This window comes from bacterium (assembly GCA_036524115.1).
GTDB lineage: Bacteria > JAUVQV01 > JAUVQV01 > JAUVQV01 > DATDCY01 > DATDCY01.
In genome coordinates this window covers 21,003-33,242 of record DATDCY010000207.1, presented here as the reverse complement: position 1 = coordinate 33,242, position 12,240 = coordinate 21,003, and the positions used below count along the sequence as shown (strand labels likewise).

General features: G+C 65.2%; 16 protein-coding genes. 14 read left to right on the top strand and 2 right to left on the bottom strand.

All coding sequences use genetic code 11. From position 1 onward, the window contains the following. The first annotated feature begins 155 nt into the window (after nt 1-155). From VI078_10100 to hypF, 14 genes are all read left to right on the top strand, one after another. Complete coding sequence (locus tag VI078_10100) at nt 156-578, top strand: DUF1232 domain-containing protein (GenBank protein HEY5999635.1); 423 nt, start codon at nt 156-158, stop codon at nt 576-578. 425 nt (nt 579-1,003) lie between these two features. After that, nucleotides 1,004-1,390: a LysM domain-containing protein gene (locus VI078_10095; GenBank protein HEY5999634.1), complete on the top strand. Its 387-nt coding sequence runs from the start codon at nt 1,004-1,006 to the stop codon at nt 1,388-1,390. Between the two features lie 43 nt (nt 1,391-1,433). Beyond that, on the top strand, nt 1,434-1,856 hold the full coding sequence (locus VI078_10090; GenBank protein HEY5999633.1) for a hypothetical protein: 423 nt from the start codon (nt 1,434-1,436) through the stop codon (nt 1,854-1,856). 547 nt (nt 1,857-2,403) lie between these two features. Beyond that, the gene (locus VI078_10085) at nt 2,404-2,772 is read left to right on the top strand and encodes a hypothetical protein (protein HEY5999632.1); all 369 of its coding nucleotides are present in this window, start codon (nt 2,404-2,406) and stop codon (nt 2,770-2,772) included. Between the two features lie 637 nt (nt 2,773-3,409). Further along, nucleotides 3,410-3,598, top strand: coding sequence for a hypothetical protein (locus VI078_10080; protein ID HEY5999631.1), 189 nt, complete (start codon nt 3,410-3,412; stop codon nt 3,596-3,598). Between the two features lie 557 nt (nt 3,599-4,155). Beyond that, entirely contained in the window at nt 4,156-4,641 is a 486-nt protein-coding gene (locus VI078_10075; protein HEY5999630.1) for a VOC family protein, read from the top strand. Nucleotides 4,642-4,690: 49 nt separating this feature from the next. After that, complete coding sequence (locus VI078_10070) at nt 4,691-5,287, top strand: dihydrofolate reductase family protein (GenBank protein ID HEY5999629.1); 597 nt, start codon at nt 4,691-4,693, stop codon at nt 5,285-5,287. A 17-nt stretch (nt 5,288-5,304) separates the two neighbouring features. Then, the gene (locus VI078_10065) at nt 5,305-5,823 is read left to right on the top strand and encodes a hypothetical protein (protein ID HEY5999628.1); all 519 of its coding nucleotides are present in this window, start codon (nt 5,305-5,307) and stop codon (nt 5,821-5,823) included. A gap of 122 nt (nt 5,824-5,945) precedes the next feature. Further along, nucleotides 5,946-6,518 (top strand): MarR family transcriptional regulator, encoded by a 573-nt coding sequence (locus VI078_10060; GenBank protein HEY5999627.1) that lies wholly within the window; start codon nt 5,946-5,948, stop codon nt 6,516-6,518. 93 nt (nt 6,519-6,611) lie between these two features. Next, nucleotides 6,612-6,947: a hypothetical protein gene (locus VI078_10055; protein HEY5999626.1), complete on the top strand. Its 336-nt coding sequence runs from the start codon at nt 6,612-6,614 to the stop codon at nt 6,945-6,947. Nucleotides 6,948-7,065: 118 nt separating this feature from the next. Continuing rightward, nucleotides 7,066-7,389 (top strand): HypC/HybG/HupF family hydrogenase formation chaperone, encoded by a 324-nt coding sequence (locus VI078_10050; GenBank protein ID HEY5999625.1) that lies wholly within the window; start codon nt 7,066-7,068, stop codon nt 7,387-7,389. Nucleotides 7,390-7,419: 30 nt separating this feature from the next. Then, nucleotides 7,420-7,767, top strand: a complete 348-nt coding sequence (gene hypA / locus VI078_10045) for a hydrogenase maturation nickel metallochaperone HypA (GenBank protein HEY5999624.1) — start codon at nt 7,420-7,422, stop codon at nt 7,765-7,767. Beyond that, nucleotides 7,764-8,417, top strand: coding sequence for a hydrogenase nickel incorporation protein HypB (gene hypB / locus VI078_10040; protein HEY5999623.1), 654 nt, complete (start codon nt 7,764-7,766; stop codon nt 8,415-8,417). The genes hypA and hypB overlap by 4 nt, the downstream gene beginning before the upstream one ends. Next, nucleotides 8,384-10,735 (top strand): carbamoyltransferase HypF, encoded by a 2,352-nt coding sequence (gene hypF / locus VI078_10035; protein ID HEY5999622.1) that lies wholly within the window; start codon nt 8,384-8,386, stop codon nt 10,733-10,735. The genes hypB and hypF overlap by 34 nt, the downstream gene beginning before the upstream one ends. Here hypF and VI078_10030 read toward each other — a convergent pair. Together VI078_10030 and VI078_10025 are read right to left on the bottom strand one after the other, a co-directional pair. Beyond that, nucleotides 10,725-11,804: a hypothetical protein gene (locus VI078_10030; protein ID HEY5999621.1), complete on the bottom strand. Its 1,080-nt coding sequence runs from the start codon at nt 11,802-11,804 to the stop codon at nt 10,725-10,727. The two genes, hypF and VI078_10030, sit on opposite strands and share 11 nt — an antisense overlap. 98 nt (nt 11,805-11,902) lie before the next feature. Then, nucleotides 11,903-12,205, bottom strand: a complete 303-nt coding sequence (locus tag VI078_10025; GenBank protein HEY5999620.1) for a hypothetical protein — start codon at nt 12,203-12,205, stop codon at nt 11,903-11,905. Nucleotides 12,206-12,240: the final 35 nt, after the last annotated feature.

Here is a 12,240-nt window from a genome sequence, read left to right as displayed (position 1 = left end):
GAAGAAGAGAGGATGACCATCGAACCAGGCGTTGTAGCCGACGGATCACGCTTGCATATCGGCCCTCAGATGCAAGTGCTGAGGTGAGTTGAAGCGTTCCAGTCCGGGCCGGCAAGCGCGCCCGCGGCTAAACGCTACGTTGGCCTGAACAATAAATGAAAAATACTATTGAAACTGCTTCACCACCACCGGAGTCTCGAGCACGCATGAAATACGTCGAAAGATCTCGATCACTCCTTGCTCTATTCAAAACAGAAATACAGGTCTACCGGCTTGTCATGCGCCATCCGCTCACCCCAAGGATTTCACGAATAATTCTCAGCATCGCGATCGCCTATGCCATCTCACCTATTGATCTGATTCCTGATTTTATTCCAGTGCTTGGCCACCTCGACGATCTGTTGATTTTGCCTCTCCTGGTATGGACAGCAAGAAGAACAATCCCAGAAGAGGTCGTAATGGAGTGCAGAAGACAAGTCGATGGGAATAGGAATGGCCAACCAGGCGTTGTAGCCGACGGATCCGGTCTGTCACGGGCTGTGCGGGGCACAGCCCGCGCCATCCCATCCCGCGGCTAAACGCTACGTTGGAGTGCAGAACGATGACACTGAGTAGGCAATCGTTGATTGTCATGGTCTTGGTGTGTGTCGGACTCCTTTGCCCTGACTCGCTCGTCCTGTCTTCTGTGACTCCGCAGGAGGTCCAGTACGTTCTCAGCAAAGTTGAATGCGTCAACCCCGAAGAGGTGGCATCCATAGTCTTTCGCGAGTACAGCCTTGATCCTGGGGCCGAATTCTCGACGGTCGACATTGGTGATGGAAGCCCCGTCTATCGATTCTCTCCTGGAGGCGGGTCTGGATCCTGGGCGATCAGGTACAACTATCTGTTTGAAATGCGGGACAATAGGCTCGTGCTTCTGTTCGATAGTGAAGGGACATGGGCCGAAGTCGTAACAGGCGGGCCAAAGTTTAACGGAAGATATCGGATATTTCGGGGATGGCACATGCAGCAGGACAAGTCGCGATTTGACGGGTACGCCGGAGCCATTCACTTCTGGGACGGCTCGAGATATGTCTTGGCCTATACGTCGTCGTCGATCTTCGAAACTGAAGAGGATGCAGAAGCTGGACAATCTATTGATACCGTAGACTTCAATCCCGACGCTCTGTCTTCCTTGTCAGCTGCCCACGTCTCATGGCGCCATGTTGTGCAGTCTGGGGAGACTGTTGAACGAATATCCACCAAGTACTCCACTGAAGCCGAAGAGATCATCCGTCAGAATACCTTGAGTGGTCCCAATGGGCTGAGGGTTGGTCAAGAACTCATCTATGACAGCGCAAGAACAAAGGATGGAAAGCACTCCAACAAGGCGTTGCAGCCGACGCGCTGACGCGCGCGGCTGAACGCTACGTTAGCTCTGAGAAAGAAGAGACATGTCATGCATTCTTAGAGTCGGTGGCCAAGAGTTGGACGTTGGTGCTCTGCTCAAGCGGCTACCCTTCACGCCCTATCGTACTTGGTGTAAGGGCGATGTACATGGAGTCAAGAAGAAGATACTCACGGATAGTGGCGCAGCGTTTGACGTCAGCCAAGCAGACCTTGACGAATTCGAACGACAAATTGAAGACGCAACGGCATTCCTTGAAGAACACGGCGCGTCCCTAGAAGCCATGACAGCATTCCCCGGCGTGGAATACGCGGTACTGGACTTCGGGATTGAAATGCGTGACGAGTGGGCGGCCTACTCCGATTACCTGCCCGCAAAATTCATCCGGGCTGCTGCACCCACGGGTCTGGACATCGAGTTATCGCATTACAGGTGTCGCGAGGAAGATGAAGAGGAAAAGGAGAGCTAACCAGGCGTTGTAGCCGACGGATCCGATCTGTCACGGTCTGTGCGGAGCACAGCCCGCGCCATCTCGGCCCGCGGCTAAACGCTACGTTAGGCGAAAGAACAGATAATGAAAGCCATCGTCAACAAGATCAATCGAGAGCTCAACTACGCCAGCGCGATCACTGACAACTCCATATTGGTCGTCCTTCAAGGGAATACGACACACAACCTTGAATTGGGTCATGAGCTTGAAATCAGTCTCGAAACTCTGGATCAAGAACAGACTATTCGAAACATTACGACAAGCCAGTCATTCAAAGTCGTGATCAAGAGTAACGACGTCCATGATGTGCGTCTCCCCTCTCACCACGGCTCATCACGATTCCCATCCGAATCACGGAGGAGGAACGCCTAACCAGGCGTTGTAGCTGACCGATCACGCTTGCAAGAGGGCTACCGTTCAGTGTGCAGAGGCAAAGGCAAGTTCCAAGGCGCCCGCAAGCGCGCCGGTAGCTAAACGCTACGTTAGGGCACTAAGCTGAAATGTGATATCAATGCTCGAGCCTAAGATGATCTTCGAAAACGTCCTGGCCCAGTGGCCTACTTTGCTTGCGTCTGCCCGGCGCGTTGATTCACCGAATCCCGAAGACGATTTGGCAATCAAGCCAGCCTTCGTCGGTTTCTCCATTCATGCACCCACCGAGCAGTGGTCGCGCGCTCACTTCCAGGTGATCGCCGACTACCGACATCAAGAACTTACCGAACCCGTCCTGGCTGGGTGGTCAAATCGATGGGAGCTTTTCGCCACGACGGCCGTGGGGGCGCTTCTTGGTGCCTTTGTCGCCCAGCAAATCGATGAAAGAACCTACGATCTAGGTCTAATGCTACTCCCGGGCTTCATGTGGCAAAAGTGTACGGACATTGAAGATATGCCCTAACCAGGCGTTGTAGCCGATCCGGTCTGTCACGGTCTGTGCGGAGCACAGCCCGCGCCAGCCCGTCTCGCGGCTAAACGCTACGTTATGCCACAAGAAGAGAAGAACTATGCCTGCCATCACCGAAGTCGTCGCCGGACGTGTGATTCTTGCTATTCCTAAGGGGTTTGGCTAGCCTGTGGACGTGTCCTGAACCCGTCTCACAATCGGATTGAGCCTGGTGCTCTGGAGTGAGAGGATTGACAAAGAGTGCACGGGATTTCGTCGGCGTAGCCAGTTTCTTTGGATTGTGGATGTTTCTCTTCTTGGCAGCCGGAAGTCTATTGAAGGACTATTTCCAGGACGCAAGGGAACAAGCGAGATTGTGGCACAAAACAGCCATCGTTTCCTTCGTCCTGTGTGTTGTGGACGCGATTTGTCTTTTCTTTTCTTCAATTCGTTAGAAATCTCCAATACGAATTCTGTCCAATGCTCAGCGTCGAAAGCGATATCATGGGGATGGCATAACCAGGCCTTGTAGCCGACGGTCTGTCACGGTCTGTGCGTAGCACAGCTACGCGCCATCCCGCCCCGCGGCCAGACGCTACGTTGGGCCAACGACAGTGGCAGTCGAAGAACAATTCTATCAGGGAGCGTATGAATGGCTGAGCAAAGATGTGCACACTGTGCCTTTCGGGCAAAGTATGACAACAACCCCAAATCGCTACTTGGGCGACTCTGGCGTTGGCATATCAACTTCTGTCCCGGTTGGAAAGGCTACTTCACTTCTCTGTCCCCGGAAGAAAAGGCAAACCTGGCCGAGAAGTACGAGTTCAACAAATATCAATAGGGTAGTAAAGGCCGGCTCTCAACAATATCGAGTTGTTGAGATGGAGAAGTGTCATCTGTGTTGTACATAAGACTGAAAGACGGCCCAACCAGGCGTTGCAATGGGAGAGGAGAAGGGAATGAGGAGCATCCGACTTCTTCTGCTCGTCATGGCTCTTACTTGTGGCGTTGCGAACTGCGCGGGAAGTGGTGATGACAACGATGAGGCACGTGTTGTCGGCACTTGGGCAGCACGCCGGGACTATGGATGTACTGGTCATTCCTTCACCGGCGTCCTCCATATATCCGCAGATGGCACGGTCACCGCCAATGACAGCAATGCCGGGAGGTGGCGGGGCGAAGGGAATGGAATTACATTGGACTTCACCGAATCGTTGGGAGACATCCTCGTTGGAACCCTCGAAAGCGGCAATGCCATGTCAGGCACTATTACCGGTGGCGGAGGCCGGGGAGGTTGCTGGTCCGCTGCAAAGACAAGCGATACCCCATAGCCCGCGAACCGCGGTCGCGAGGGAGCCACACGCTGCGTTCGGCGACTCATGGCAGAGGAGAAGCGACATGATGAAGCCAGCCAAGAACACGATTTGCCTGTGGTACGACGGAACAGCCGAGGCCGCGGCGCACTTTTACGCCGAGACCTTTCCTGATTCGTCCGTCGGCGCGGTGCACCGCGCCCCGGGAGATTTTCCCTCCGGGAAGAAAGGTGATGTGTTGCTGGTCGAGTTCACTGTGATGGGAATTCCCTGCATCGGGCTCAATGGCGGACCCGCGTTCAAGCATAGTGAGGCATTCTCGTTCCAGGTCGCCACCGCCGATCAGGCCGAGACGGATCGTTACTGGAACGCGATCATCGACAATGGCGGGCAGGAGAGCGCGTGCGGCTGGTGCAAGGACAAATGGGGATTGTCGTGGCAGATCACGCCGATTGCCTTGACCAGAGCTGTCACCGACCCCGATCGCGCTGCGGCCAAGCGCGCGTTCGACGCCATGCTGCTGATGAAGAAGATCGACATCGCCGCAATCGAGACTGCGTGGCGCGGTTGACGCACGCTTGCCCGGGGCCCCTTGGCTGACGCACACAGGAGAAACACCCATGCGAAGAGTCATCGTCCTCGAATTTGTCACCCTCGACGGGGTCATTCAAGCGCCGGGCGGACCGCAGGAAGACACCGATGGCGGGTTCACCCATGGCGGCTGGGTTGTGCCGTATGCCGACGAGCGGTTTGGCGCCATCATGCAGGAACAGATGACCAGGACGCGTGCTCTCCTGCTCGGAAGACGGACCTACGAGATATTCGCCTCGTATTGGCCGGCACACGAGAGCGGGTGGCCGGGCATCAATTCGGCGACGAAGTACGTGGTCTCGGACAGGCAGACCGAGTCGCTCTGGGACAACACCGTGTTCATCACAGGTGACGTCCCGGAGGGAATACGGAGGCTGAAGCAGCAGGAAGGTCCTGATCTTCAGGTCTACGGCAGCAGCCGGCTCCTCCAAACGCTCTTCACACAGGACCTGGTTGATGAGCTGTGGCTCAAGACCTTCCCCATCACCCTCGGCATGGGCAAGCGTCTCTTCGGCGAAGGGACCCTTCCGGCGGCGTTCAGGCTTACGCACTCGGAGCAGACGCCGAGTGGTGTCATCTTCGCAAGTTACGAGCGTGCCGGGAAGGTTGTGACGGGGGCGTTTTGAGGATGAATCGCGCGGCGGTGTTGCTGGCACTCGTCCTCGCGGCGCTCGTCGCGGCCGCGCCGTCGCAGGCCGGCGCCGCGTTGCTCGGGAACCTTCTCCGGACGGAGGACTTCGAGACGATCGGCCTCAAGGGCGTCACCCTCGCCCCGCCGGACGACAATCGCGCGGAACGGCTGACTTTTGAGAAGGTGCCCGGCCCGGCCGAAAAGGAGGAACAGGCCGAGAGGGAGCGGCGCGACCTCGGCGGGCGCCGTCTCGGCGAGCTGGTTGGGCTCAAGGTCCTGGTCTTCTCGCGACTCGATACCGGCGCCGGGACGCTGCGGTCGACGCTCGAGGCGACGGCGACCGACCTCATCCCCGTCGCCGGCGTCGGGGATGAGGCCTACTCGTACCTCGGCGGCACGGCCCTCGCGTTCCGCAAGGGCACGGCCGCCTTCCGGATGATGAGCGGTGACGACTTCGCCAACCGCGGGAAGGCGTTCCTCACGCAGGACCAGCTCGCCGCGCTGGCGAAGATCGTCTGCACCCGGCTCTGATCGCGCGGGGCGCGCGCACGCTGTCCCCGCCGCGCGGGCACTGTCGGTCGAACGCCCGCGCCCCCCACGTTGCCGTCATGAGGCTTCTGGTGCATTATGGGCCGAGGAAAGGGGAGCGCTCAGTGCCCGAACCGCAGTCGACGTCTCCGGAGGCCGCCCAGGCGAAGCTCATCGAAGGCATCATGGACAACCTGCGGCGCGTCTTCAAGGCGATCAACGACCGCTCCAAGGTCGCCAAGCACATCGAGGGGCTGACGATCCCGCAGCTCTGGGCCCTGAAGGTCCTCTCCGAGCACGGGCCGGTGCGGGTCTCCGAACTCGCCGCCCGCATGTACCTGCACCCGTCGACGGTGGTCGGCATCCTCGACCGCCTCGAGGCGAAGAAGCTCGCGGTGCGCGAGCGGTTCGACGGCGACCGTCGCGTGGTCAACGTCGGCCTGACGCAGACGGGGAAGGCCCTGGTGAAGCGGCCGCCGGCCGTCCCTTCGGAGATGTTGCTTGCCGGGCTGGAGTCGCTGTCGGCCCGCGAGCTGCGGACCGTCGCGCGCGGCCTGGAGATCCAGGTGCGGCTCCTCGGCGCGCAGGCCCTGCCGCCGCAGCTCCTGCTCTCGACCGAGGTCAACGTCCCGCGCCGCGCGCTGCGCGCGGAGTCGAGCGCGGCTGCGCCGGCAAACGGACGACGTCCCTCCCGCTGATCCGGTCGTCTCTCAACGCGCGTCTGCCAATACTTGACAGTCCCGGTATTTGGCGCAAGAATGATTTGGGTGCCAATTGAAAAAGGAGGTCACATGGGTGCCACGAAGAAGCAGTTCCTCGCTGTCCTGATGTCCGTCCTCACCGTGTTCCTCGCCGCTGCCAGCCTCTCCCTCGCGGAAGAGGCGGCGCCGGCAGCCCCGGCGGACGCCGCTGCGGCTCCGGCCGCCGCTCCGGCCGCTGAAGCTGCGGCTCCCGCGGCTGCCCCGGCTGCGGACGCTGCTGCAGCTCCGACTGCTGCCGCTCCGGCCGCCGAGGCCCCGGCTGCTGCGGCCGCCCCGGCCGCGCCTGCTGCGGATTCGACCGCCACGACGGCTCCGGCTGCCGCCCCTGCGGAGGCCGCGCCGGCGACCGGCGGATACGGCAAGTAGCACATCCCAGCGCGAACTGGAACGTTCGAAGGCCAACCCCTGCCCTGACCCGGGCGGGGTTGGCCGTTCCCTTTTCGGCGCTAGGCAGTCCCGACCCCCTCGGCTATAATCGTCCACCATGTGCCTCGCCATACCGTCCCGCGTGGTCTCCACTGACGGCATCACCGCTGTCGTCGACGTCTGCGGCGCACGCCGCGAGGCGAGCCTGATGCTCCTGCCCGAGCAGGTCGCGCCCGGCGACTTCGTGCTCGTCCACGCCGGGTTCGCGATGCAGACCGTCGACCGCGAGACCGCGGAGGAGTCCCTGCAATTTTTCGGGCGCCTCATCGACGCCGCCAGGGTCGCCGGCGAGAGCCCGGACGAGGTCCCCGAGGAATTCCGCGAGATCTTTGCGCGCGGCACCATCGCCTGGGGCGACGATCCCGCCAAGCCGGCGGGCTGAGAGCCCCCGGTCACCCTCCGCGCAACCGCCGTGCACGAGCTCTCGATCGCCCTCTCCGTGCTCGACATCGTGCGCTCGACAGCCGTGGAGGCAGGCCTTGCGCGGGTCGACACCGTGCGGCTGCGCGTGGGCAGGGCCACCGGGGTGCTGCCGGACGCGCTGCGCTTCGCCTTCGAGTGCTCGAAGGCCGGCACCCCGGCGGCCGGGGCGACGCTGGCGATCGAGGAGGTGCCGATCGGCGGACGCTGCGAGGACTGCGGGCGGGAGTTCACCAGCCCGGAGCCCTATGTTCTCGCCTGCCCGCTGTGCGGCGGCGGGAGCTTCCGCATCACCACCGGCGACGAGCTTGCCGTGCTGGACCTGGAGGGGGAGCCATGAAGGTCAAGGTCGTCACCAACATCCTCAAGGCGAACGCCCGCATCGCCGACGAGAACCGCCGCACGCTGCACGAGCAGGGGATCAGGACGGTCAACGTGATGTCGTCCCCCGGCGCCGGCAAGACCACGCTGCTGGCGCGCACGATCCGCGACCTCGGCGCGCGGATGCGCTTCGGCGTGATCGAGGGCGACATCCAGGGGACCCACGACGCCGAGGTGATCGCGGCGCTCGGCGTGCCGGTGATCCAGATCAACACCGCGGGCGGCTGCCACCTCGACGCGAACATGGTCCAGTCCGTCCTCCCCGAGCTGCCGCTGGGTGCGATCGACCTGCTGGTGATCGAGAACGTCGGCAACCTCGTCTGCCCTGCGGAGTTCGACCTCGGCGAGGACGCCAAGGTCATGCTGCTCTCCATCACCGAGGGCGACGACAAGCCGCTGAAATACCCGCGCATGTTCCGCGAGTGCGAGGCGCTGCTCGTGAACAAGGTCGACCTGGCGCCGCACCTCGACGTCAGCCTCGAGAAGATCCGCCGCGATGCGCTCGCGCTCAACCCCGGCCTGCAGGTCTTCGAGGTCTCGGCGCGCACCGGCGCGGGGCTGGAAGGCTGGTACGCGTGGCTCGAGGGCAGGCTCCGCGCCTCCGCCTAGAGATCACCGGGGTCGTCCAGGGCGTCGGCTTCCGGCCGACGGTCTGGCGCCTCGCGCGCGAGCTGGGCCTCGCCGGCTTCGTGCGCAACTCCTCCGCCGGCGTCGAGATCGAGATCGAGGGCGCGCGCGCCGCTGAGTTCGCCGGCGCGCTGCGGGCGGCACCTCCCCCGCTGGCGCGGATCGCCGCCGTCGCCGAGTCCGCGGTGCCCGCGCGCGGCGACGCCGACTTCCTGATCCTTCCCAGCCGCGAGGCCGGCGCTTCGACCGACCTCTCGCCGGACATCGCGACCTGCCCCGACTGCCTGCGCGAGCTGGAGAACCCGGCGGACCGGCGGCACGCGTACCCGTTCATCAACTGCACGAACTGCGGCCCGCGCTACTCGATCACGCTGCGAGTTCCCTACGACCGGCCCAACACGACGATGGCTCCGTTCGCCCTGTGCGCCGCGTGCGCGCGCGAGTACGCCGACCCCGCGGACCGCCGCTTCCACGCGCAGCCGAACGCCTGCCCGGCGTGCGGGCCGACCGTCACCTTCCGGCGTGTCGCGCCGGGGACGCCTGTCGCGATGGGAGACGCCCCGCGCGGGCGCGAGGCGCTGCGCGCCGCCGTGACGCTGCTGCGCGATGGCGGCATCCTCGCCCTCAAGGGCCTCGGCGGGTACCAGCTCGCCTGCGACGCCCTCGCCCCCGCCGCCGTCGCCCGCCTGCGCGAGCGCAAGCGCCGCAGCAACAAGGCCTTCGCGCTCATGGCGCCGGACGCGGAGACGGTCCGTTCCTTCGCCGTCGTGAGCGACGAGGAGGAGGCGCTGCTGCTCTCGCCCGAGCGGCCCATCGTTCTGCTCGCGCGGCGGCCGGAGTGCGCCCTCCCCGAGGCTGTCGCGCCCGCCTCCGCCGAGCTCGGCTTCATGCTCCCGAACACGCCGCTGCACCGGCTGCTCTTCTGCGCACCGTCCGGCGCGCCCCCCGGCGGCGGCGCGGCCGGCCCGACCCCGGGCTTCCGCGCCCTGGTGATGACGAGCGGCAACGTGGCCGAGGAGCCCATCGTCCGGGACGAGCAGGCCGCCCACCGCGCGCTGGCTCAGTTCGCCGACGCCTTTCTCGACCACGACCGCGGCATCTTCATGCGCGTCGACGACTCGGTGGTGCGCCGCGTCGCGGGGCGAACGCTCCACGTCCGGCGAGCGCGCGGCTACGTCCCGCGGGCGATCCCGCTCGCCGGCGCCGGGCCGGCCGTGCTCGGCTGCGGCGCCGAGGTCAAGAACACCTTCACGCTGACCACCCCGGGCGCGGCGCTCGTCAGCCAGCACATCGGCGACCTGGAGAACCACGAGACGCTCGAGTACTTCCTCGAGACGCTGGCCAACCTCAAGGCGGTCTACCGCGTCGAGCCCGCGGCGATCGCGCACGACCTGCACCCCGGCTACTTCTCGACCCGCTGGGCGCTGGAGCAGCAGGGCCTCGAGCGCTGGGGCGTCCAGCACCACTGGGCGCACGTCGCCTCCGTCCTCGCGGAGACCGGCCTGGCCGGCCCGGTCATCGGCGTCGCGCTCGACGGCTCCGGCTACGGCACGGACGGGACGGTCTGGGGCGGGGAGTTCCTGATCGCCGACGCCCGCTCGTACGAGCGCGCCGCGTCGTTCCTCCCCGTGCCGCTTCCCGGCGGCGAGGGGGCGATCCGCCACCCGTGGCGCATGGCCCTGAGCTACGTGGCGGAGGCGTGCGGCGGGATGCTGCCGGAGCGCGCCGCCGTGCGCGCGCTGCTCGCGCGACACGGCGAGGCCGAGGCTGCGAACGTCCTGCGGCTGCGCGCCAATCGCGCGCTCTCGCCCCTGAGCTCAGGCGCCGGACGGCTGTTCGAGGCCGCCGCGGCGCTCGCGGGCCTCTGCGACCGCAACACCTTCGAGGGCGAGGCCGCGATGCGGCTCGAGGCGGCCGCCGGGGGCCGTCTCGGCGAGCCCTACGACTTCGCGATCCTCGCGGGCGCGCCGGCGCGCCTCGACTTCTCCGCCGCGATCGTGAGCCTGCTCGAGGACCTGGAGGGCGGCGCCGGCCCCGGGACCGTCTCTGCCCGGCTGCACGCGACGGTCGTCGCGGCGATCCTCGGGCAGGTCGGCAAGCTGCACCGCGCGACAGGCATCGCGGACGTCGTTCTCAGCGGCGGCGTGTTCCAGAACCGGCTGCTGCTCGAGGGGGTGGAGCGCGGCCTCGCCGCCCGCGGGCTGCGCGGGCACACGAACACCCGCGTGCCCGCGAACGACGGCGGCGTCTCCCTCGGGCAGGCCTTCCTGCTGCGCGCGCGCCTCGGCGCTACAGCGTGACCTGCACCCCCGCGGCCAGCGTCCACTCCGTCTTGAGCTGCAGGCCGTTGAGGTTCTGGTAGAGGGGCACGCCCCCCTCGACGCCGAAGCGCCACGCGCCGAAACCGACGCTCGCGCCGAGCGTCCCGTCGAGCCGCTGCCCGCCGTAGTTGCCGGGGTCCGCGTCCGGCGTCGGCGCCCCCATCTCCGGGTCGAGGATCTTCGCGATCCCGGCGTCCTCCCCGCGGATGCGCCCCGCGGTCAGGTAGGCCAGGCGCGCCGAGACGCGCACGGGGCCCAGCGCCCGGTCGAGCCAGCCCGCGGCCCGGAAGGCGTCCCCGAGCCGGTAGTCGTGCTTGTTGTCGGCGGTGCGCCAGGTGTAGACGGCCTGCCCGCCCCAGCCCCAGAGGCCGTCACCGCTCGCCCCCGCCCAGGTCAACGACGGGCGCAGGTCCACGCTGCCGGAACCAAGCTGCATGTCGTAGGGAGCGCGGAAGTCCATGCGCATCATCGTGGTCGTCTCGTCGATCGAGCCGCTGGGCAGGCTCACGCCGACGCCGGCCACCAGGCCGTGCGCCGCCAGCCAGAGGGCGCGCAGCTCCACATCCCCGACGCCCTCCGTGCGCATGGGGTCCTGCGGCTTGTTGCCCATGCCCATGTTCATGAGCATGTCCATGTTGTTCTTCTGGTAGTTGGCCATCGCCATCAGCGTCAGGCGGTCGGTGGCGCCGTACATGAGCATGAGCATCTGCATGTCCATCGTCATCTTGGTCGGCGTCATCATGTAGCCGTAGGGCTCGCTGCCCATCGGGCTCACGGCGTCGACCGGTACATCCGACGTCCCGTCGCGCAGGCCGTCCATCCCGGTGCGCATGAACTGGTAGCTCACCATCCACCTGCCGGCCGCGTGCGTGTGATAGATCGGTTCGATCGAGCCGGGGTTGACAGCGGTGTCCGCGCAGCCGCAGCCCGCGTGCTCTCCGCCGGCCGGCGCGCCGCCGGTGGCGCCGGATGCGCCTGTCTCGGCAGCCACGGCGGCGCCGGCGGCCCACGCCCACATCATCATCGCAACAAGGACGAGTCTCTTCATCGCACAGTCCCTCCCACCAGTCTGGTCAACGGGTGCGCGCCGCCGCCCGCCATCGGGCCGCAGGGGCAATGCGCAAGATCGGCAGCAACCGGGAAGGACTAGGCGCGCGGGGGACGCAGCGGCAGCCGCGGGAAGCCGTCCGGCAGCGCGAGCGACGGACCGTCGAGTCCCAGCTCCCACCGCGATGGAATGGCCGCGAGCATCGGCTGCGCGGGCAGGATCGGCTGTTCCTGGGTGACGCGGCGGTCGCCGCCGTCGTCGCAGACGTCAAGGGTGCGGAGGAAGGCGGGAGCGCCGCCGGGCGGCCGGGGTTCCATCACGGGCATCACTTGCACGAGCGGCACAAACTGCTGGAGCAGGGCGACGACGACGAGCAGGGCGCATGTCGCGCGAACATTCATGAGATTAGCATTAAGGTATTCGACGCGATCTGTCA